23 protein-coding genes and 1 pseudogene are annotated in these 21,587 nt (G+C 42.0%); 9 read left to right on the top strand and 15 right to left on the bottom strand.

What is annotated here, in order from left to right:
• The first annotated feature begins 77 nt into the window (after window positions 1-77).
• Together ACTXGF_RS20770 and ACTXGF_RS20765 are read left to right on the top strand one after the other, a co-directional pair.
• Window positions 78-806, top strand: a complete 729-nt coding sequence (locus ACTXGF_RS20770; protein WP_443534703.1) for an SDR family oxidoreductase — start codon at window positions 78-80, stop codon at window positions 804-806.
• A 63-nt stretch (window positions 807-869) separates the two neighbouring features.
• Window positions 870-1,457 (top strand): 2-hydroxychromene-2-carboxylate isomerase, encoded by a 588-nt coding sequence (locus ACTXGF_RS20765; RefSeq protein ID WP_443534702.1) that lies wholly within the window; start codon window positions 870-872, stop codon window positions 1,455-1,457.
• A 171-nt stretch (window positions 1,458-1,628) separates the two neighbouring features.
• Here the strand turns inward: ACTXGF_RS20765 and ACTXGF_RS20760 are convergent.
• Together ACTXGF_RS20760 and ACTXGF_RS20755 are read right to left on the bottom strand one after the other, a co-directional pair.
• Window positions 1,629-2,354, bottom strand: a pseudogene (locus ACTXGF_RS20760) (carbon-nitrogen hydrolase family protein).
• 143 nt (window positions 2,355-2,497) lie between these two features.
• Window positions 2,498-3,388 carry a LysR family transcriptional regulator gene (locus ACTXGF_RS20755; protein ID WP_298810786.1) on the bottom strand — a complete coding sequence of 297 codons (891 nt, stop codon included), beginning with the start codon at window positions 3,386-3,388 and terminating at the stop codon, window positions 2,498-2,500.
• A 131-nt stretch (window positions 3,389-3,519) separates the two neighbouring features.
• On the opposite strand from ACTXGF_RS20755, the gene ACTXGF_RS20750 reads away from it, so the two are divergent.
• Together ACTXGF_RS20750 and dddP are read left to right on the top strand one after the other, a co-directional pair.
• Window positions 3,520-4,389, top strand: a complete 870-nt coding sequence (locus ACTXGF_RS20750) for a DMT family transporter (protein WP_443569804.1) — start codon at window positions 3,520-3,522, stop codon at window positions 4,387-4,389.
• 198 nt (window positions 4,390-4,587) lie between these two features.
• On the top strand, window positions 4,588-5,937 hold the full coding sequence (dddP, locus tag ACTXGF_RS20745; protein ID WP_443534699.1) for a dimethylsulfonioproprionate lyase DddP: 1,350 nt from the start codon (window positions 4,588-4,590) through the stop codon (window positions 5,935-5,937).
• Between the two features lie 20 nt (window positions 5,938-5,957).
• On the opposite strand, the gene ACTXGF_RS20740 is transcribed toward dddP, so the two are convergent.
• On the bottom strand, window positions 5,958-6,572 hold the full coding sequence (locus tag ACTXGF_RS20740) for a GNAT family N-acetyltransferase (protein ID WP_443534697.1): 615 nt from the start codon (window positions 6,570-6,572) through the stop codon (window positions 5,958-5,960).
• Between the two features lie 132 nt (window positions 6,573-6,704).
• Window positions 6,705-7,580 (bottom strand): MBL fold metallo-hydrolase, encoded by an 876-nt coding sequence (locus ACTXGF_RS20735; RefSeq protein ID WP_443534695.1) that lies wholly within the window; start codon window positions 7,578-7,580, stop codon window positions 6,705-6,707.
• A 147-nt stretch (window positions 7,581-7,727) separates the two neighbouring features.
• Between ACTXGF_RS20735 and ACTXGF_RS20730 the strand changes: the two genes are divergently transcribed.
• Complete coding sequence (locus ACTXGF_RS20730) at window positions 7,728-8,621, top strand: LysR family transcriptional regulator (RefSeq protein WP_443534693.1); 894 nt, start codon at window positions 7,728-7,730, stop codon at window positions 8,619-8,621.
• 170 nt (window positions 8,622-8,791) lie between these two features.
• Here the strand turns inward: ACTXGF_RS20730 and ACTXGF_RS20725 are convergent, their stop codons facing one another.
• The 3 genes from ACTXGF_RS20725 to ACTXGF_RS20715 form a co-directional block, all read right to left on the bottom strand.
• Complete coding sequence (locus ACTXGF_RS20725; protein WP_443534691.1) at window positions 8,792-9,181, bottom strand: nuclear transport factor 2 family protein; 390 nt, start codon at window positions 9,179-9,181, stop codon at window positions 8,792-8,794.
• Between the two features lie 183 nt (window positions 9,182-9,364).
• Window positions 9,365-10,021, bottom strand: a complete 657-nt coding sequence (gene nfsB / locus ACTXGF_RS20720; protein WP_443534690.1) for an oxygen-insensitive NAD(P)H nitroreductase — start codon at window positions 10,019-10,021, stop codon at window positions 9,365-9,367.
• 303 nt (window positions 10,022-10,324) lie between these two features.
• Complete coding sequence (locus ACTXGF_RS20715) at window positions 10,325-11,299, bottom strand: hypothetical protein (RefSeq protein WP_443534689.1); 975 nt, start codon at window positions 11,297-11,299, stop codon at window positions 10,325-10,327.
• Window positions 11,300-11,474: 175 nt separating this feature from the next.
• Here ACTXGF_RS20715 and ACTXGF_RS20710 point away from each other — a divergent pair, with 175 nt between their 5' ends.
• Window positions 11,475-12,389, top strand: coding sequence for a LysR family transcriptional regulator (locus tag ACTXGF_RS20710; protein WP_443534688.1), 915 nt, complete (start codon window positions 11,475-11,477; stop codon window positions 12,387-12,389).
• Window positions 12,390-12,471: 82 nt separating this feature from the next.
• On the opposite strand, the gene ACTXGF_RS20705 is transcribed toward ACTXGF_RS20710, so the two are convergent.
• The 6 genes from ACTXGF_RS20705 to pqqA form a co-directional block, all read right to left on the bottom strand.
• The gene (locus ACTXGF_RS20705) at window positions 12,472-13,521 is read right to left on the bottom strand and encodes a dipeptidase (RefSeq protein WP_443534686.1); all 1,050 of its coding nucleotides are present in this window, start codon (window positions 13,519-13,521) and stop codon (window positions 12,472-12,474) included.
• Window positions 13,518-14,690 (bottom strand): pyrroloquinoline quinone biosynthesis protein PqqE, encoded by a 1,173-nt coding sequence (gene pqqE, locus ACTXGF_RS20700; protein WP_443534684.1) that lies wholly within the window; start codon window positions 14,688-14,690, stop codon window positions 13,518-13,520. The genes ACTXGF_RS20705 and pqqE overlap by 4 nt, the downstream gene beginning before the upstream one ends.
• Window positions 14,687-14,983 carry a pyrroloquinoline quinone biosynthesis peptide chaperone PqqD gene (gene pqqD, locus ACTXGF_RS20695; RefSeq protein WP_057760106.1) on the bottom strand — a complete coding sequence of 99 codons (297 nt, stop codon included), beginning with the start codon at window positions 14,981-14,983 and terminating at the stop codon, window positions 14,687-14,689. Before pqqD ends, pqqE begins: the two co-directional genes overlap by 4 nt.
• On the bottom strand, window positions 14,980-15,738 hold the full coding sequence (gene pqqC, locus ACTXGF_RS20690) for a pyrroloquinoline-quinone synthase PqqC (RefSeq protein WP_443534681.1): 759 nt from the start codon (window positions 15,736-15,738) through the stop codon (window positions 14,980-14,982). The genes pqqD and pqqC overlap by 4 nt, the downstream gene beginning before the upstream one ends.
• A 42-nt stretch (window positions 15,739-15,780) precedes the next feature.
• Entirely contained in the window at window positions 15,781-16,692 is a 912-nt protein-coding gene (gene pqqB, locus ACTXGF_RS20685; RefSeq protein WP_443534679.1) for a pyrroloquinoline quinone biosynthesis protein PqqB, read from the bottom strand.
• A gap of 71 nt (window positions 16,693-16,763) precedes the next feature.
• Window positions 16,764-16,838 carry a pyrroloquinoline quinone precursor peptide PqqA gene (pqqA, locus tag ACTXGF_RS20680; RefSeq protein ID WP_082894360.1) on the bottom strand — a complete coding sequence of 25 codons (75 nt, stop codon included), beginning with the start codon at window positions 16,836-16,838 and terminating at the stop codon, window positions 16,764-16,766.
• A gap of 364 nt (window positions 16,839-17,202) precedes the next feature.
• On the opposite strand from pqqA, the gene ACTXGF_RS20675 reads away from it, so the two are divergent.
• Window positions 17,203-17,454: a hypothetical protein gene (locus ACTXGF_RS20675; RefSeq protein ID WP_201569055.1), complete on the top strand. Its 252-nt coding sequence runs from the start codon at window positions 17,203-17,205 to the stop codon at window positions 17,452-17,454.
• A gap of 255 nt (window positions 17,455-17,709) precedes the next feature.
• Window positions 17,710-17,955: a hypothetical protein gene (locus tag ACTXGF_RS20670; protein ID WP_057760113.1), complete on the top strand. Its 246-nt coding sequence runs from the start codon at window positions 17,710-17,712 to the stop codon at window positions 17,953-17,955.
• A 164-nt stretch (window positions 17,956-18,119) separates the two neighbouring features.
• Here ACTXGF_RS20670 and ACTXGF_RS20665 read toward each other — a convergent pair whose 3' ends face one another.
• Together ACTXGF_RS20665 and ACTXGF_RS20660 are read right to left on the bottom strand one after the other, a co-directional pair.
• The gene (locus ACTXGF_RS20665; RefSeq protein ID WP_443534677.1) at window positions 18,120-19,016 is read right to left on the bottom strand and encodes a 3-hydroxyacyl-CoA dehydrogenase; all 897 of its coding nucleotides are present in this window, start codon (window positions 19,014-19,016) and stop codon (window positions 18,120-18,122) included.
• Between the two features lie 531 nt (window positions 19,017-19,547).
• Entirely contained in the window at window positions 19,548-20,453 is a 906-nt protein-coding gene (locus tag ACTXGF_RS20660) for a LysR family transcriptional regulator (RefSeq protein WP_443569802.1), read from the bottom strand.
• Between the two features lie 200 nt (window positions 20,454-20,653).
• Between ACTXGF_RS20660 and ACTXGF_RS20655 the strand changes: the two genes are divergently transcribed.
• Window positions 20,654-21,406, top strand: coding sequence for an outer membrane protein (locus ACTXGF_RS20655; protein WP_443534673.1), 753 nt, complete (start codon window positions 20,654-20,656; stop codon window positions 21,404-21,406).
• Window positions 21,407-21,587: the final 181 nt, after the last annotated feature.

The raw sequence follows: 21,587 nt of genomic DNA, 5'->3' as shown, positions 1-21,587 counted from the left end.
ATAGGTTAGCTTGACAGGGTCCAAAAATAAAGCTATGTTTTTGTTAGTTCTAAAAAGGAACCTATAAGGAAATAGACATGAACAGAGCACCCGTAGCAGTTGTAATCGGCGCAGGCGATGCCACTGGCAGTGCTGTTGCCAGACGTTTTGCGCGAGAAGGTTTTACTTTGTGCGTGACCAGAAGGACTGTTGAGAAGCTAGAGGCATTAGTCCGTGATATCGAAGCGGCTGGGGGAGTAGTCAAGCCATTTGGTTGTGATGCACGTGTCGAGCAAGAGATGGTTGAGCTGTTTGCTCATATTGAAAAAGACATTGGGCCGATTGAAGTGGTGGTGTTTAATATCGGGGCAAACGTTCATTTCTCCATCTTAGATACGACAGAAAGGGTCTATCGAAAAGTGTGGGAGATGGGTGCCTTGGCTGGATTTTTGACAGGTAGAGAAGCGGCAAAAGTTATGATTCCACGTGAGAGTGGGACAATTATTTTTACGGGTGCAACAGCGTCTTTACGCGGTAGTAAAGGTTTTTCGGCTTTTGCTAGCGCTAAGTTTGCTCTGCGGGCATTGGCACAAAGCATGGCGCGCGAGTTGGGACCTAAAGGCATCCATGTCGCACATCCCATTATTGACGGTGCCATTGATACTGATTTTATTCGTGACAACTTTCCCGAGCGCTATGAGCTAAAAGACCAAGACGGTATTTTAAATCCAGAACATATCGCTGAGCAGTATTGGCAGTTGCACTGTCAGCCAAGGGATAGCTGGACGCATGAGCTAGATTTACGCCCATGGATGGAAACTTTTTAATCTTATCTAGTTAGTAACCGTCAAATTTTAATGGATCTTTGATATATTGCAAGGAATGCAAAGATGAGTAAACAGATAGAGTTTTTCTTTGATGTGGGTAGCCCAGCCAGTTATTTGGCATGGACACAGTTAGCGAGTATCGCGCAGCGTCACAATGCCGAGATCGTTTGGCGACCTATGTTACTTGGCGCAGTGTTCCAAGCCATTGGTAACACCTCACCAGCTGCCATACCTGCTAAAGGCGCTTATATGCTCAAAGACCTTAAGCGTTTTTCAGCCATCTATGACGTACCTTTTCGCTTCAATCCATCTTTCCCAGTCAATACGATGCAGCTTATGCGCGGTGTTACCGCTTATTTGGGGACACCTAAATTTGAGAGTTATTTATCCGCTGTCTTTAATGCGCTATGGGCTGAAAAGTTAAATATGGAATCACCAGAAGTCGTGGCTGAAGTTCTGTCGAAAGTAGGCATTGAGGCGACTGATTTTATGGCACGTATTAGTGAGCCTGAGGTTAAGGCGCGTTTAAAATCTAGCACCGAAGAAGCAGTAGCACGAGGCGTATTTGGGGCACCAAGTTTCTTCGTAAATGGTGAGATGTTTTTTGGTCAAGACCGGTTGAGCTTTGTTGAAGATGCTTTGAGAGACTGAGAGTAGTAAGTCATAGGATATATAGATTGCGCTGTACTAGCTCAACGATAGTCCATTGGCTTTCAAGCCACCAGACATCAGCCGCGATACGTAACCGTGATTTTTCTTCACTGTGGTTTCTCTAGAAAACAACCTTGCCACTCAGTTTAATGATTAAGCTCTATGGTTACATTAAGACAAGTCTATATATTGATAGTTTTGCTTAGACTGCTCTAGTTCCTCTAAATCTATATTTACTGTTACTATATCTGGCGACGAACCAAGTTTTTTGATAATTCGTCCTGTAGGAGAGACGATTAGGCTCTCTCCTACAAACTGACCGCCATGACCGACGCCGACACCATTGCAGGTAATCACAAAACATTGGTTCTCTATAGCCCGAGCTTGAGTCAATACATAGTGGGTATTTGCATAGGGAGACATATTGCCGTTTGGCATAAATATGATCTGTGCGCCTTTTTTTGCCAGTGCTCTTGAGCCTTCTGGAAATTCTAGCTCAAAACAAATCTGAGCACCGCAAACCACATCATTAATGCTAACCACTGACAGGTCTTCTCCGCTGGTAAATACCCCAACATCATCAAGTCAAAGCTTTGACTTTCGGTGTTTATGAATGATGTCTCCGTTTTTTATAAAAGAGCATGCGTTATAGAAAAGTTGATCTTGTTTGTCAACATGTCCAATAATGATGGTTGAATCTGTATTTTTGCTTGCTTCCAATATGCTGTGAAAGTGCTCTGTTGATTGATGATACAACGCTTCAATATTGTCTAGCGTCGGAAAGCCAGTCAAAGCAAGTTCTGGAAAAATCATAAAGCCATCGCAAACTTGATGATCATGGATTGATTTTAATATCGCAGCAGCATTTACTGATACTTGATAATCGGTAATCTCCATTTGATTGAGGATTATTTGCATAGGTCTTGCTCTTTATCGTAGGGGGTTGATACTTTCACAGTGCTTATTGGTCGCAATTATAGGTAATACTCGTTAATGACGGTCTTTAGAAACACTTATTTAAAATGCTATTTAAAACACTTTTAAAGACATTGTGACTCTAACCAACGACTCAATTTAATGATGTCTGGTTGATTTGACTTTAAGTCATTATAAAAGAAATAGAAACTGTCGCCAGTGAGTAATTCATGCATTGGGATTTTGACAAGATTTTGCTGATGTGTTTGTTCTAGCATCATATAGTTGTCGGTAAGCGTAATACCTAAGTTATAACGTGCAGCCTGTGCGGCAAGCAGTACATGGCTAAATTGATTAATCTTTACCTCGCTTGGCAGCTCAAACCCGCCTGCTTTACACCATTTTAACCAATCATTAGCCGTACCTTCACTTTTGTCAGAATATTTTACGGACAGTATAGGGTGTTGCCATAACGCCTCAGGCAATGGCTGATCCTTTATTTCCGCCCAAAGTTTTTGGCCACAGACAGGAAATAGCTTCTCAGCGAATAAAAGCTTGCTGACTACATTGCGTTTCGGTGGATTGACGGTAATAAAGCAATCCGAACACTGCTCATTATAGTCGTCTTGGTCTGTCACCATATTTAAGGTCAGCTCAATCTCTGGGTGCTGTTCGCGGAAGTTTTCTAACCGAGGAATCAACCAATTGACAGCCACTGAACTATACAGTGCTAGGCGAATATGCCCAGGCTTATCATGGCGAATGGCCTGACTGGTATTGGACAGAGCCGTCAGCGATTGATTTACTTCTGTGAAATAACGCTCGCCTATATCTGTTAAAGAAAGGGTTCGGCCCTGCCTATAAAACAACGCTTCACCAAGATATTCTTCAAGCGTTCGAACCTGGTGACTCACGGCACTTTGCGTCACGTTGAGGCTTTCTGCTGCCTTAGAAAAACTATTAAGCCTTGCTACAGATTCAAAGCATTGTATGGCACGTAATGGGGGGAGTTTCATTATGAGTTCAACTAATACTAAACGTTTTTATATCATTATACGTCATGAGTATACGCGAATATACTATTTATCTGACCATTAGATTAAATGGCTTAATTTAAAATTTTATGTATTTTGAGATAGGTATAAGCATGATAATGCCGAAGATAAGTGTTGGGTTTGCAATGTTACTATTGGTTGCAGGAAACATGATTGCAGTCCTTTCGGATGCGCTGATAAAAGAGTTGCCAGATGGCGCAGCGGTCTATCAGTTTGTGCTATTGCGTCAGCTAACAGCTGTCTTGATACTGCTACCGTTTTGTTTATTCAACCAAAAAGCCAAGCTACTTAGTAACGTAAAATGGCATTTTGTACGGGGGCATATTTGGTTATTTGGCGCGGTATTTATGGTGTTGTCTATCCAAGCGCTACCGCTGGCAACGGTGAATGCGATTTTTTATACTGCACCTTTACTGATGTTGCCGTTAGGGTTTCTGTTTTATAAAGACAGGCTCACAGCACCAAGCATCATTGTGGCAATACTAGGCTTCATAGGCATTCTTGTCGTGGTAAAACCAACACAAATTAATATGGGTGCTATATTTGCGTTGATCGTGGCCTTAACCATGGCGACAAACAATCTATTGGTTCGTAAATTGCCTTCGAATCACACCGTTGCTCAGACCTTGTTTTTGACCAATTTAGTCGGGATACCGTTGGGGCTTGGTTTGGCTATTTGGGAAAATGCCCCTTTGAGTTGGTATGCGCTATGGATAGCAGCAGGCTCAAATTTGTTTATTTTGATTTATGCGGGTATCTGCGTGCTGGTCTACCGAGCGGTTGAAGCCCATAAAATATCTAGTGCAGAATATACTGGTCTGTTAGGGGCAGTGGTTATCGGCATCGTATGGTTTGATGAAATACCGGATATCAGTCTTTTGATAGGTTCGGCTCTGATTGTCTTACCTTTGATTTGGCTCGCCACGCTTGAGTCTATTAAATATAAAAGAACAGCCTTATAGCGTTTTGAAACATAGAGAGCGGATAAAGAAAGCGTCATAATATTAGCATGACTTTATGTCATGAATTCGTGTGTTTAAATCGTTTTTTCATACTCATTTTTTGTGGCAAATTACTATAGATACAACCATTCAGGCAAGGCTCTATTCTTCAATGGCGCTCTTGTTTGCTGAAGTTATTACTATGAGGTAGGCCAAATAATGAGCAATATAACCACATTCTCAGTCACATCTTCAAATCGAAAAATCGACCCTTCACGGCGTCGAGGTGGCGCGTTTAAAGCTGATGGCTCTCTGAACGATAATGACCGTGTCGAGATAGGTCCAACAGATCTTGCATTCAATGAGTGGGCTGAGCTAGGGCTGACACCTCCTAACCTTGCACGAATGCGCGAATACCGCCTCCAAAGAATCGTAAAAGAACTACAGAAAAGAGATCTTGGCGGCATCTTATTATTTGATCCTCTTAATATTCGATATGCGACTGACTCCACAAATATGCAGGTATGGGTGACCCACAATCACTCTAGAGCCTGTTTTGTATCTGCATCAGGACATCTTATTTTATGGGATTTTCACAATTGTGAGCACTTATCAGCACACCTTCCTTTGATCAAAGAAGTCAGAGGAGGCGCTTCTTTCTTCTACTTTGAAACCGGTGATAGAACTGACGAACATGCCTCTAGATTTGCTTCAGAAATTCAATCTATTTTACAGGAGCATGCTGGAGACAATAAAAGATTGGCTATCGATAAAATTGAAATTGCTGGTTTCAATAAGATAAAACAGTCAGGAATCGATGTTTTTGATGGTCAGGAAGTGATGGAGTTTGCTCGATCTATTAAGAACGAAGATGAAATTAATGCCATGCGATGTTCAATTGCCTCAACAGAGGTTGCGATGAAGTGCATGCAAGAAGCAATAGTACCCGGTATCACTGAGAATGACATATGGTCTATTCTTCATGCGGAAAATATTCGTCGAGGTGGTGAGTGGATAGAATGTCGAATTCTTTCTTCAGGGCCTAGAACCAATCCTTGGTTTCAAGAAAGCGGCCCTCGAATTGTGAAGGAGGGTGAGTTACTTGCATTCGATACAGATCTGATTGGCCCTTATGGAATGTGTGCAGACTTGTCTCGAACTTGGATGATTGGAGAGAGCTTGCCAAGTGCAGAGCAAAAGCATCTCTATCAGGTAGCTTATGAACATATCCAACACAACATGACTATATTGAAACCAGGAATGACATTTGAAGAGGTGACAAAATCTGGTTTATTACTTCCTGAAGAATATAGAGCGCAAAGATATGGTGTGATGATGCATGGCGTTGGTCTTTGTGATGAATACCCGTCTATTCGTTACCCCGAAGACCTTGAATGCCATGGCTATAGTGGTGTGTTGGAGCCGGGCATGGCACTCTGCGTTGAAGCGTATGTAGGGCGAGTTGGTGGTAAAAATGGTGTCAAACTTGAAGATCAAATCATTATTACAGATACTGGGTTTGAAAACCTTACTAACTATCCATTCGAAGCTGCTTTATTGGCTAATTAAAGATAGTCTATACAAGCTTGTCAAGATAAAGATTTGACATAGGTATAGTGCATTATCTGCGGGTTTAGATGGTTGGGATACTCATCAACACGCTGATAGCCATTATTATCGTAGTACTGATAAGTGCACAGGGTATCTGTATGTAGTGCATACGTGGTTACGCCCTGTGCCACGAGATAAGCCTCAAATGCTTGAATCAACGTCGCTCCAATACGGTGGCGACGATAGTTTGGATCTACACAGAAGAACTGTAGCTCGCTATCAAAATTGACTGTCTTTCGTTTCGCACCAGCCGTTTCTTTTTTCTGTAAATCAATTAATACCTGTCGACCTTGTTTAGATAAACGCAGCTTGTTTTCTATCTGATCAATAATAGGCTTATTATCGAATAATAAAGCTTTATGTGGATATTCTTTAGTGACCCCTATCACCACACCACAAATAATGTCATCATATTCTGCAACTTGTATAAAAGTAGCACGATGACAGTCTTTCGCAAGAAATAGGGTAGCCAGTTGCTTTAGAACCTGCTTATCTGTAGCAGTAGTAAATACACTCAAATTCATATTGACGACAAAGAGGTCGACAATGGCTGTAAAGTCTTCAGGCGTAGCACGACGATACTGTATTGTCATTAGTCACTCTCATTTATCATTAAAAGTGCTAGCGTATGCTGATTGACCAAGCATTTATACGCCAGCATTTTGACACTCGTATTTCGCTAACAGACTTACCAAATAATGATATTTTTATCTAATAGTCCGTACTTACCACTTCATTTCACCTGTATTTACTTTACTGCTCAACTCTAAATCACTTCCTCCGGGCAAGGCTGGATAAGCCGATTTCATGATGGTAATCACTTTTTCTGATTGCTTAGAATCTTGTTTTTTTGCTTCGTCGAGTGCTTGCTCAAAGGTTTTTAGATAACTGAGAGTGAAATCAACAGCGTAGTCTTTTTTGAGTAGGTTGCCTGAATAGTGACCTGGTATCACAAGGTTTGGCTTTAATTGCTTCATGTGTTCCAATGATTGCATCCACTCGCTACGAGCTTCTTTAGTTTGGGTATCAGCAGTCCACACATGCATACCTGATGTTACCGATACACCGCCGAAAACGGTTTTTGACTCTGGTACCCACATATATGCTTGATGGGTTCCGAACGCTTTGATTTCAATTTTATGGCCTTCTAAGGTCAGTGTAGACTGATCAAGTGTTTGAGGTACTGTAATTTTGGTAGGTGCATGTTTACCAAGGATTGGACCCCAATGCTCTAATTTTGCATCTTTAGTCGCCTCAATGTGTTTAATAATAGAAGGGCTAGACATAACCTTTACATTGGGGAAGGCTTTAACTAAAGGTTGAAGACCGAAATAGTAATCTGGATCGCCTGCCGTGATATAAATCATTTTTAGGTCTTTATTGCTTTTTTTGATCATATCAACCAATGCTTCACCATCTTTGACACTAAACTGTGCATCGAACAAGATAGCATCTTTCTCGCCACTTGCCAGCACAGAGGTCACTGGGAAAATAGCATTTTGATCTGGTTTATATGCTTGTAGTTGTAGATCGGCTGCGTTCGTTTGGGTTGCAAGCAGTAGAATACTGGCCGCCATAGAAGCTGTCATTAATTTTTTCATAATTCACCTATATTTTCGTTTGAGTAAATAGACCGCGTTAATGGCGGTATTCGTTGTTAGTGGCTATTCTATTCGATTGTATTTCGTTTAAATACGCTATAATTCGGCATTTACTGTTTCATTTTTCGCGCAAATAAGGATAGATAAATGGATAGGCTGACCGCGTTACAGGTGTTTGTTACGATCGTTGAGCAAGGTAGCTTGAGCCGTGCCGCGGACAATTTAGACATGTCTAGAGCTAAGGTAACGCGCTATCTGACAGAGCTTGAGAGCTGGATGGATATGCGCTTATTACATCGCACGACTCGAAGTCTGAGCCTCACTGCACCTGGTGAGCAGACTCTTGAGGTGGCGTACCAGTTGCTTGGATTGACCGACTCGTTGGATCAGATACGCAATCAGAATACTTTGGAGCTAAAAGGTCAGCTACGAATCACTGCCAGCTTTTCGCTGATTGATAGCCTTTTGATGGATGTGGTTGGTCGCTTCGTATCTCACTGGCCGCAAACAGCGATTGATATTCTTACCACTGATGATTCGGTCAATTTGGTTGATGCCCGTATTGACTTGGCGATTCGTATCACCAATGATTTGGAGCCAAATGTCGTTGCCAGACGTATCGGTGAGTGCCACTCTATCGTATGCGCTGCACCTGAGTATTTACAAAGGCGTAGCAGACCTACAGACGTACAGTCGCTTGTACATCACAACTGTCTATCGTTTGCGTATTTTGGACGGTCGGCATGGGTGTTTGACGGGCCAAATGGTCCAGAGTCTGTTCCTATCTCTGGCAACATCAGCGCCAATATCTCTGAAGTCTTGCTCTCTGCCACGTTGCGTGGACATGGGATCAGCTTACAGCCATCTGGCGCAGTCAAATCTTTGATTGCATCTGGACAACTTATTGAGTTATTGCCTGAATGGAAACCCAAAACCTTGGGTGTTTATGTGGTTTATGCCAATCGAAAGCAGGTGACACCACTACAAAGAAAGTTTATTGATTTTCTTGCCGAAGAAATAAAGCGTTCGCCTTATTGGTAGCAAGAAACTCATAAACTAGGATATTAATAGATAGGAAATATCTTACGACGGCTCCAATGTTAACGTTAGCCAATAGGTCTCTATTACTACTATGATTAAGGATTAAAGGCGTAGATTATGCACAGTCTGATTACGCATAAAAGGGGTTGTCACCTCTCTATATATATGAACTAATACATGGTTTGATCATTAGTAGAATCTTTGGGTATTTGTTGGATAGAATCCCAATGCTCAACAATTTTCCCACTATCATCAAATCGAAAGAAATCCATCGTCACGAATTCATCGATGGTTTTATCTTCGTTATGCCAGACTTGATGGGTATGCAATGAGACTAAGTCATCTTCAGCGATACAACGTACAAACTCAATTGACTTGTTCGGATACTGTGCTTGCATCCGTTCAAAGTATTCAATAAATCCTGATTTACCATTGGCTACGGCGGGATTGTGTTGAATATAATCATCGCCCACATAATCAGCGACGGCTCTTTGTGGATTACCCTCGTAAGCGGTCTGATAGAACGCGATAGCATTCTTTTTATTGTTTGCCAAATTCATCGTCGGCTCCAGTTATTATTTATGTTTATTTTAAAAGCAATACAGTAAATTAATAAGAAATATTATTAAAAAACGTCAGAAAATCTTCAGAAAATCTATAGCAGAAACTCAAACGGCCAATAGCAACGCTAAAATTATGCTTATTGACCATTTGATAATGTTTAGACTTCGCTTAGTGATTGCTTAAGCCTTAATAAAAATAGTCTCTTCACTCAAGCGTGATTTAGGTATTTTGGCATTAAAGTCATCATCGCTGCGGTAGCCAAACGATACCACTGCCACAGCAGAATATCCTTTGCTACGTAAGTCGAACTCCGTATCAAGCGCCTGTAAATCAACCCCTTCCATAGGGACGGTGTCAATACCCAAAAGCGCACTGCCCAATAGTACCCCGCCCATGTTGAGATATACCTGTTTGGCAAGCCAATGTGGCTCATCTTTGGTATCGAATCGATGCATATCTAAGAACAATTGGCGACCTTGATGCATCTGTGCTTTGAATTCTGACTGCGCATAGCGACCATCTTGATCTTCTTTTTCTAACACCGCCTGCATGTATTCATCGTCGGCATGAATACGAGTACAGAAAACCACCACGTGTGAGGCATCTAGGACTTTAGGTGTATTAAAATGAAAGGCACCTTGCGTGCTTTTGGCAATGCGTGCTTTGCCTGCGTCATCATCTGCAATGACAAAGCTCCATGGTTGAATATTGGTGCTTGACGGACTCATTTGTAGCATGTCTTTGATCTGCTCAAAATCTTCAGCAGATATCTTTTTATTGGCATCAAATACTTTGGTGCTGTAGCGCCAGTTTAGTGCTTCATTAATGGTTTTCATGATTGTCCTTAAGTAAAGTAAGTTTCAGTTTTTTAGTCAGCTGGTAATACAAACGGATTTAACAAACGGTGCCACTCAACCCTTATCGTTCATCGTTAAGTTAACTGATTAGTCCGTCCTAGTGATGATTCATAATAGTAAAGTTCATACATTAGAACCACTAGCTACAAGAGAAAACACTTTCAATATTATTTTGAGAATATGGCGTTTTTAATCTGTTTAAAGGTTATTTATTAGCTATATTAGGACGTATAATGAAGGTGCTTTATCAATTGATAAATCCATTAAACGCATAAGCTCATCTTAAAACGGCGCGAAATTATCAGGCTGACTGTGCGTAGCAGTCCAACGTTGATTGGCATCAATATGACTATTAAGCCCAACTCCTTGTGGTACTTGCATATTATCGCCATACAGCCAAAGCACCATATTGGTACGTTTGCCACTAGTGATTGGATGTGCGGCGTGCGGCACCGAGCCTCTATGAATAATCGCCATACCAGGTTTAAAGATGGCACGTTTGGTTTGCCCTAAATGGCGATCAACAAAGTCAACTTCTGATCCAGTAAAGTCTTCGCCTGGCAGATTTAGGTTAATATTCATAGTCACCGCTGAAGCATCGGTATGAAGTTGTAGCGATGTATCACCTGTCGGCTGGTATTGAATCGAGAACCCAAAGGTCTGAGTGTCATAGCCATAAATATTGGCAAATAACAACCGAGCGATAGGGCGCATATATTGATTCATGACTCTATGATAAAACGCCTGAAAATTAGGGGTGGCCAGATAGCCTAGCGAGCGCGCATCTAGCATGGCCCCATTACTGTTCAATGCGATACCGTAAGGAGGACGTACAGGAATGTTAGCGTCTGCGATTGCTTGCAGATAACGGCGCAGTGTTGATAGTTGTGCTGGGTCAAAGAGTTGCCCCTGATATACGTCAGGTAGTATCTCTTGCCATAAATTTTTAACAGCCGTCTCCGTAGAAGGAGTGCGCCATGCTTGCGTCACTGCATCACGTAGAGTTGGATCAAATAATGAGTCATCAAGTACAGGTAAGTCATGCTCAGTGGTTTCCCACTCTGCCCATGCTTGCTCTAGTAACTGGCTGTTTTGATGCCAAAAATGCTCTACCGATGGTGCACGTCTAAGCATGTCTGATTTTGAAGGTAGTGGTAAGTTGCGTGCTTGCTGTAGTGCGCTTTGTTGATTATCTCCATCATAGTGGCTATGGTGTTGAGTATCCTGTGTGCTCGTAGGCCGTATTATAGTATCCATCGTGTATCTCCAAATGTGTGAGTAAACCTTATAGGTGCATGCTACTATAATTAATGATTTTGATAATCAGCAGGTTTAGAGAAACAGTTTCAATAGTTTTTATATAATGATGAGGCTAGCAGCAGCAAGCGATGGTGGTTGCTAAGTTAGACGCTAATTGAACGAAGGCATGACGATGAAAAATTTGCAGGATTTACGTATTTTTATTGAGACCGCTCGCTTAGGCAGCCTATCTGCCTGTGCTCGGCACTTAGATCTGTCGCCTGCAGTTGTGAGTGCAGCGATCAAGCGATTAGAAGCCGAAATTGAGACGGTATTGTTTGTTCGCTCTACTCGTAGGCTGCGTTTAACTAGCAAGGGTGAGCAATATTTAAAACATTGCCGAGATGCGGTGGCTATTTTAGACAATGCTTATGCAGGACTGCATGACAATGATGCTGAGCTGACGGGTACAATTCGGCTGTCGGCGTCATCAGATTTGGGACGAAACCTAATTTTGCCTTGGTTGGACGATTTTATAGACATTCACCCAAAAGTGACGGTGCAGCTACATATGTCAGACAGCTATGTGGACTTGTACGGTCAGCAGATTGATTTGGCACTACGTTACGGCGCGCCCAAAGATTCATCACTGGTCGCACTACCCATAGTGTTGAATAATCGCCCTATACTGTGTGCGTCAAAGGAGTATTTGAGCAAAATTGATAAAGGTATCGGTATCCCAAAAATGCCAGAAGATTTATCGCAGCATAACTGTTTACGTTTGGGGCATGATGAAAAGTATTTGAGCGAGTGGACTTTTGAGAAAGCGGGCAAGACTAAACGTGTGGCCGTGGATGGCAATCGCAGAAGTAAAGACGGTGACGTTGTACGCCGCTGGGCAGTGGCGGGTAAAGGCATCGCATTAAAGTCTCAGTTAGATATAGCCGGCGATTTAAAGGCAGAGAGACTTGTCGAGGTAGAGTTGGACGGCTGGCAAGTGGCCAACTATCCGCTGTATTTGATTTGTCCAGAACGGCGCTTAATCGATCCACTGTTTAATGCGGTCAAAGAATACTTGATTGAACGGGTAGAGCAGGTATTAAGGTAAAACGAAAACTGATGGTTACCCTGTTTGCTCAGACGAGCAAGACAGCAATCCCTAGACAGTAATTGCTGGATGGCTATTATAATTATTGCCATACCTTATCAAGCACCGTAAACCAGTTTTTTGACGTCACCTTTTCAATAAGTCGGTTTGAGAAGTGACGTTGTTGCATTCGCTCAATCAGCATAGAGATTTGACTGATATCAGATAACTCATCAGGTAGTAGGCAACCATCGAAGTCAGAGCCAAACCCAACGTGATCTTCGCCTAGATGGTCGATCAGATAATCAAGATGATCGACCATCACATCAAGTGAGGTTTGCGTATTACGTTGCCCATCTGCACGAAGAAACGCCACATCGAAATTCACCCCAACCAAACCATCACTTTGTTTAATAGCAGCCAGCTGCTGATCAGTTAAGTTCCGTGCTTGCTGACAGAGAGTATGTGCGTTTGAATGTGTCGCAACAATAGGCTGGCAGGCAATTTCTAACGTATCCCAAAAAGCGCGTTCATTCATATGCGACACATCTATCAGCATATGCTTTTCACTGCACTTAAGAATGAGGTCTTTGCCTTGAGTCGTGAGCCCAGCTCCCGTATCTGGAGAATGCGGAAAAGACGCATTTAAGCCATCACCGAAGAGGCTCTTTCTATTCCATAGTGGGCCAATGCTTCTGAGTCCTGCCTCATAAAACACATCCAGCAGTTCAGGCTCAATAGCCAAAAACTCAGCACCTTCTAAATGTAATACAATGCCCAGTTGCTTATTCTGCTGACAGGCTTGAATTTGTTCTAACGAGGTGCAAATCTGAATCTGACCGTCAGATCTTGCCTCTAGTTGCTGGGCTAGTTTCAATTGCGCACAGCAGATATCGACGATTTCTTGCGGAGTAAAATCTGAATGTGATGGGTTGGCTAATTTGTCAGGATGGTTGTTTTTCACATAAGCGTAGGGCGGCAGGAAAATAGAAAATAATCCGCCCATCCAATTCGCTTCTTTGCAGCGTTGTAAATCCAAATGTCCCGGTAACGTGCCATAAATAAAGTCATGTACCGGATCGGCAGCTGAACTTAGCCAAAGGCGAGTCAATAGATCATTATGTCCATCAAATATCACAGGCTGGGTATTCATATTTCACCTGTTACCATACGAGTAGGAATCAATTTGTCTTTATTCAGCTGCTTGTTAATCAGTGATTTAGAATTCTTTGGATTGCGAAAGCGCAATTCCTCAAAAGGTACAGGCGTCTCGCTGTTGATACGTGCCTCCTCAATCAGGTAGTGATAAGGCGATTTGCCACAGACAGGATCAGCATTTTTGGCATCCCCAGTTAGCATAAACGCTTGGCAACGGCAGCCGCCATAATCGCGCTCTTTATCTGGGCAGCTTTGGCATATATCGGGCATCCAATCGTCACCGCGAAACTGATTGAAGCTCGCAGACTCATACCATATATCTGACAGCGGTGTCTCTCGTACATTGGGGAACTGTATTGGCATTTGTCTGGCAGCATGGCAAGGTAGGGCTGTACCGTCTGGTGCGACTGTTAAGAAAATCTTGCCCCAGCCATCCATACAAGGTTTCGGACGTTCTTCATAATAATCAGGCACCACAAAAATAAGTTTGCATTTGATACCACGTTTTTCAATCTGCTTACGGTATTCATTGGTAATGCGTTCAGCTCGGACCACTTGCGCTTTGGTTGGTAGTAAACCCTCTATATTTTCAAACGCCCAACCATAAAACTGACAAATAGCCAGCTCAACCGTGTCGGCTTCCAGCTCTAAGCAGAGATCAATAATCTGGTCAATCTGATCGATGTTTTGCCGATGAATGACAAAGTTAAGCACCATCGGATAGTCGTATTGCTTAACCAGACGTGACATCTCATACTTTTGCTCAAAGGCATGTTTTGAACCTGCCAAGGCATTGTTGACCGTTGGATCACTGGCTTGAAAGCTAATTTGAATATGCTGAAGACCTGCTTCTTTTAAGCACGCAATCCGAGCTTCGGTCAATCCCATACCTGAGGTGATTAAGTTGGTATAAAAGCCTTGATTGTGCGCATAAGCGACCAGTTCTTCTAGGTCTTGACGAACCAGTGGTTCACCGCCAGAAAAGCCAAGCTGCACCGCACCCATTTGCCGCGCCTGATCAAAGACATCAAACCATTCTTGCGTCGTTAGCTCATCTTTATACTGAGCATAGTCAATAGGGTTTGAGCAATAAGGGCATTGTAAGGGGCAGCGATAGGTTAGCTCAGCAAGCAGCCATAGCGGTAGCCCGACTGGCGCAGTCATACTAAGTCAATCCAATGTTCACGCTGGGCGACCAGCATATATTCAATGATATCTTGCTCGATTTCGGGAATATCACCAAACATAGCTTGCACCTTTTGGATAATATCAGCAATGGACGCTTGACCATCAATATGTTGCCCAATGATGCTGGCACTGTCATTGAGCTTAATCATACCCTCAGGGTAGAGCAAGACATACGCATTTTGCGCTGGCTCAAACTGAAAACGATAACCGTGACGCCATACCGGTACGATGGATTGATCCAGCTCAGGTAAACTAGCAGGTATACTCATTTGAACAATCCTTTATGCCAGACATTGTCAGTGGTAACGCTTTGATAAGGGGCTTGATTATGCACATAGGCTAGGCTCAAGGCGTCCAATATCGTCCACAAAATATCGAGTTTAAATTGTAATATCTCAAGCATACGCTCTTGTTGCTCAGCTGTTTTGAACGAGTCGAGCGTGATGGTCAGACCATGCTCAACATCGCGGCGCGCTTGACTCAAGCGTGAGCGGAAATAGGTATAGCCTTGCTCCTTTATCCAAGGGTAATGCTTGGGCCAAGATTCTAAACGCGACTGGTGAATCTGCGGGGCAAACAACTCTGTAAGTGAGCTACTAGCGGCTTCTCGCCATGAAGTCCGACGTGCAAAGTTCACATAAGCATCGACGGCAAAACGCACACCCGGTAGCACCAGCTCTTCAGAAATCACCTGCTCACGAGTCAAACCAACTGCCTCTGCCAGACCTAACCATGCTTCACGGCCGCCGCCGTCAGGATACACACCATCTTGATCAATCATGCGCTGGATCCATTCTTGACGTACGCGCTGATCAGGACAGTTTGCCATAATGGCCGCGTCTTTCAATGGGATATTGATCTGATAATAAAAACGGTTAGCAACCCACGCTTGGATCTGCTGCTGGGTCGCTTTGCCTTCATGCATCATGATATGAAAAGGATGGTGGATATGATAATACTGACCTTTTGCCATAATCGCTTGTTCAAACGCTTCTGGGCTTAGCGCTGTGTTTTCTTCTTGCATTGTTCTCACCTTACGATTGCTATCTTTGCCTTACCGTTTGTCTTAAAGCTCAATCTGCATACCATCAAATGCTACTTCAACACCATGTTGTTTTAATGTCGCGGCTTGTTCAGACTGTTCATTCAATATCGGATTGGTGTTATTAATATGGATCAGCACCTTACGAGCGTTATCGAGCTGATCTAGATAATTCAGCGAGCCATCTTCACCACTAATATGTAAATGCCCCATGTCTTGGCCAGTCTTTGTACCGACACCGCACTCTTGCATTTCATTGTCAGTCCATAGCGTACCGTCAATCATCAAGCAATCAGAGCTCTTCATGATCTGCATCACTTGATCGTCAATCTTACCGAGACCTGGCGCATAAAAGAGTTGTTTTTGTGTTTTCAAGTCTTTTACAATCAGGGCAATATTGTCGCCATCATGCGGGTCATTGCGATGCGGAGAGTAGGGCGGTGCAGAGCTTCTAATCACCAAAGGCGTCAATTCTAAATTATCAAAACCTTCAATCTTAAACGTCTTTTCTGGATCAATTTGATGATATTGCAAGCCGCCATTCCAGTGCTTCAACATGTTAAAGAGAGGGAATCCTGTCGTTAGATCTTGATAGACCATGTCAGTACACCAAACAGGCATTGGACAACCTTCACGCAGGGTCAATAGCCCCGTCGTATGGTCAAGTTGACTGTCCATCAAGACCACATTGGTGATGCCTGTATCTCTCAATTGACGTGCTGGCTGTGCTGCCTTGAACTCAAATAATTGTTGGCGGATATCAGGTGACGCATTGAATAAGATCCAATCCACACCATTTTCTGATATGGCTATCGAAGATTGGGTACGGGTTTTTGCCTGAATTGTGCCTTGACGCACACCGTGGCAATTATCGCAGTTACAGTTCCACTGCGGGAAACCGCCACCAGCAGCTGAGCCTAAAACGTGAATATACATAAATCAATATTTCCAAAAAAATAAAAGCCCTAATCATCTAGGGCTTTTAATGGATTGAGTGCTAATGAGTTTTAGCGTGCTTCGAAATACATAGTCACTTCGAAACCGATACGAATGTCTTGAAAAGCTGGTTTGGTCCACTGCATGGGATTACTCCGGAACGATCTTACTATTTAAGAAGTAAGATTAATAAAGTGAATGAGTGATAAAGGGTAGTATAAGCTGCCCCCCGCTGTCAATTTCTTAGATGTTAGTAAAGCGTTAACGGGCATCGTTCAAGCAGTCTTTTATAGCACAAATGCAAGCCGATTTATCATACCGAAAAGACAGTATATCGAGCATAAGATTAAAAATATCTTTGAATAGATTGAGCATAAATTCTAACTATAAAAAATCTGTTCGAGGGAAGTCAGGTGTATTTCGAGAACTTATGAGTTATACAGATATATTGCAAAAACCGAATTTATCTATAAAGTAATAGATTAACTTGATAGATACTGGAGCCTGAAGATGATTGCTGAATTACAAGGCAGTGAGTTAACCAAAGCAATCTTGGAAAATGTCAGCAACTATGTATGGTGTGCTGTCAGCAACGTTAGCGATGATTATGCTGTAGCAACCATAGATAATGGTTACTACGAATTATTGGTTCCTATTGTAGCCTTTAATAACGACCAGTTCGTTTGTGATAAAGGTGATCTATGGGAGTACGCTGTCTCAGTAAAGAGAGTGGCACTTACTCATGATGATGTAGGGCTATAACTCATTATCAATATAATGACTGTTGCGTTCTACATACAGATTAGTTTTACAGCCTATGCATGAAAATCTACCATCTGTCTACAACTTCTTGTTCTAGCTGACAATACATCTGTACTATATATTTATAAGCTCATCTGTCTAACCATCAATATTTTGCAACGATAGATAAAACAGGTTCGAAGATGCTCAAGTGATTGCTGTTACAAAACCGCTTGTTTAGCTTACTAATCATTGTCATTGAATAGGAGTAACAACATGGATACGGTAATTGTTGGAAGCGAACTAACTCGTTCAATGCTTGAGGACGGTCATAAAAATATATGGTGTGCTGTAAGTGATGAGAGTGATGAGAATGCTCTAGAAGATCAGGTAGGTAATGACTTCACATCTCGCATTGTGGCTTTTGAAGATGGCCAGTTCTATTGTACGGGCGGTATGCCTTGGAAGTATGCAGTGCCAATTGAAATAATTGCATTGACGCGATATGACTTTTCTCTTTAGTGAACAACATAACTTAGATAAGTTTGGATAGTCATCGCCGAAAGTAAATCCTAATATTAAGATATTTAGTTAAATAAAATGCGCGACTGACAAGGCCATTCAAGCGATGCAATATACAGCTTGAATGGCCTTTTGTGTTTTGGAGCCAGTTTGAAAGCTATCTATTATTTCAAAAAATCAGGCTGCATAAAGGCAGGGTTTGGATAAGTGTAGAATCCTTCACCAGTCGCGAATCCTAGTTTGTTTTGATCGATTAATTGCTCTTTTAAATATTGAGCAGCCTTAAACCTTACAGGATTTTGAGTTTTTTCAGCAGATAGCTTTGTGATGTTGTAGGCAGTATTGATACCGATAGTGTCCAATATGGCAAAGGGACCTGACGGCGCGCCAGTTACTATCATCCACGTTTTATCTATCGTATGTGGATCGGCAACCTCTTTTGCAACCAATTGCAAAGCTGCATCTATAAAAGGCGCCAACAAACTGTTCATGATATAGCCGGGTTGCTCCTTATCCAGCGGCATTGCCACCATACCGATGGCAGTAGCAAAAGCAACAACCTCATCAAATACTTTAGGATCTGTGCCAGGATGTCCCATGATTTCGGCGACATTATGCATCCAAATTTTATTGGCAAAGTGTAGCGCTAAAAACTGCGCAGGTCGTCCCGTTGACTCTGCAAACTGACTAGGAAGTAAGGTAGAGGTATTGGTTGCAAAGATGGTTTTCTCTGGCGCTAGTTTGGCAAGTTTTTCATAAAATTCGATTTTAATTTCAGGAATCTCAGGAATGGCTTCAATCATCAGGTCAGCATCTTTGACCGCTTCTGCTAAGTCTGAGGTATAGCTCAGATTGTCAAAGGCCATGTCCAACTGCTCTTGAGTTGCCCTCAAATCCTTTCGAAAAGCTTTACACATCAATTGAAATTTTGATTTTGATTTTTCTAAAACCTCATCATTGATGTCATAGACACTAACATTAAAACCATGAAATGCGGCTTGAAAAGCAATTTGATAGCCTAGGATGCCGCTTCCAGCGACAGTTACATTTTTATACGTCATTGTATTTATTTCCTAATAGTAGTGGATATAAGTTGCTAGATAAATGTCTAGAACTTATAGATCTATTATTAGATGGTTTTACCTTATTATTCAACCTTCATTTTTATAAAAACATTAAAGAAAACCCAAAAATATCGCTATGCAAGTATCAAATAATTTCATACTACTTGACTTATTATATTATTAAATAATTCAATAACTTGCTGACTGTATTGCTAGCTTCATACCTAATGATTTTATGATAACTGAAGGCTAATTTAATATCATAACGACATTTTTAATGACTGCTGATGTCAAAATCTTGTCGACGAGGTTATAAAGGAGGACGTAAGCAGTGATGTAGGAATACTCAACAGACTCTAGGGCGTGTCCTCAATTCAATCGATAGTCATCTAAATGGGTTAAAAATGGCTAAATCTTGCCAAACAGCGTCAAATAGCTGACTAATATCTCGATATTATCTGCGCTATTTTCCTTGTTTGACTGCGATTTATCTCATTTTTATCACCATTTTTAAAATGAGGACACGCCCTAGTACGTTCTAAAAATATCAGTAGACGCGACAACCTGTTCCCTAAACCACTGATGCTTAGGGTTTTTTTGATATTTCTTGTGCCACAGCATCCGCATAGTAATCGGTGTGGGTTGATAAGGTAATGCCACGCTGTCTAAATGCTCAAATCCCAACGTATTCAATTTACTAGGGACAATCGCCATTAACTCTGACCCTTTAACGAACGTTGCCATCGTCGCAAAGCTATTGGTGCGTATGACGGTATTGGCATCTATCGCTTGAATAATGTGTTTATCCGTTTGGCTGGCAGACGCTCCTTTGGTAAAGCTTAGCCCCACGTAGCGAGCATTATCAAAATCTTGCTCGGTTACTGGAGGTGAGCGGTACGCAGGATCGTAATAACACCGTGCCACATCGTCAAATAAGCGTACGCTCATAATGTCATTGTGATCAGGGGCAAAGGGGGAAAATGCCACATCGACACTATGTTGCCGAAGTTGCTCAATATTCGGCTTGCGAGAAGGCAATATATTCAAGCGAAATGAGGCCACTTGTGCGCTAATTTGTTGCATTGCCTGTGTTAAAAACACACCCACCTGATAATCATTTGCCAAAATCGTGTAATCAAAATGAGCCAGCTTTGGCTCAAACTCTTGGGTCTGCGTTAACTCATCGAGTCGAACTAATAACGGCTTAATTTCTTGATACAAGTACTCACTTTTTTGGGTCGGCATCACGCTTCTACCCGAACGCACAAACAATTCATCGTCAAATATTTGCCTTAATTTTTGCAAACTGTGGCTAATGGTCGATTGTGTCAGATCCAGTTGTTCGGCAGTTTTAGTCACTGTGCCGACCTCGTGCAAGGTGGTGAATACCAACAAGTGCTGTCCGCTTAACGCTAAATAATCGAAATCTTTCATAATAAGTATGAATAAACCTCTGTTTTTATTCATGAGTTGGTAGCATATGATGGTTGTCATCGGGTTGCAAGAATTTAATATTCCAAAAACCCCAATTCTTAAATACTGCTTTATTAAATACTGCTTTATCAAACATTAGGTCTTTAATAAAGCAGTCACTAACCATTGGCTTTGAACACCTTCTTAATTAGGGAACACTTATGACATCTTTAACCAACGCAAAAGCATTATCTACCTTTGCTGTTTTAGGCTTATTTGCACTACCTACAGTCGCCATGGCAGATATGGCAGATATGGCAGAAGGGCTGTATGGCACAGCACAACTGGGCTATAGCATTGCGGATACTGACTCGAAAGCCTATGGTAATAACATTGCAACTGACAACGATTTCCCAAGTTCATTTGAAGCTGATAATAGTATGGTCGGCGGTATAGGCTTGGGTTATCAGTTTAACCAGAACCTACGTATAGAAGGTCGATTGGCAAAACGTAGCTTTGATATTGATGACTCACGTTACGGTACAGGCGCTCGTGATGGCGAGCAATACATTTTAAACGGTGAGTTTGAAAGCTTAACGATGACTCTTGAAGGATTTTATGATTTCCCTATTAGTGCCTCATTTACCCCTTATGCTAAGGTAGGTATTGGCATCTCAAAAAATGACTATTCTGCTCGATTAGGCGGAACTGGCGTAGCAGGGTTTGACGCATTTGATGGCAAAGCAGATGGCTATTATGACAACTACGCTGATGGCGACTCTAGCGAATTTACATGGAATATCGGAGCAGGTGCAAGCTATGCATTGACCCCAAGCACCCATTTATATGGAGAGTATCAATACATCGATTTTGGTGGCGACGTACAAACAGGGCAAGACGGCTTCAGCGATGGCTTTGAGATCAACGACGCCTCTGCTCATGAATTTAACTTAGGCTTACGCTATCAGTTTTAAGGTTTTTTAATTTATCAACTTATCTTAGGGCGTGTCCTCAATTCAAACGAGTGTCCTCTAAATGGGCTAAAAACAGCTAAATTTTGCCAAACATCGTCAAATAGTTGGTCAATATCTCGATATTATCTGCACTATTTTCCTCGTTTGACGGCAATTTATCTCATTTTTATCACCATTTTTA

The organism is Psychrobacter sp. 1Y6 (assembly GCF_052258385.2).
GTDB lineage: Bacteria > Pseudomonadota > Gammaproteobacteria > Pseudomonadales > Moraxellaceae > Psychrobacter.
This window is presented reverse-complemented; position numbering and strand designations above follow the sequence as displayed.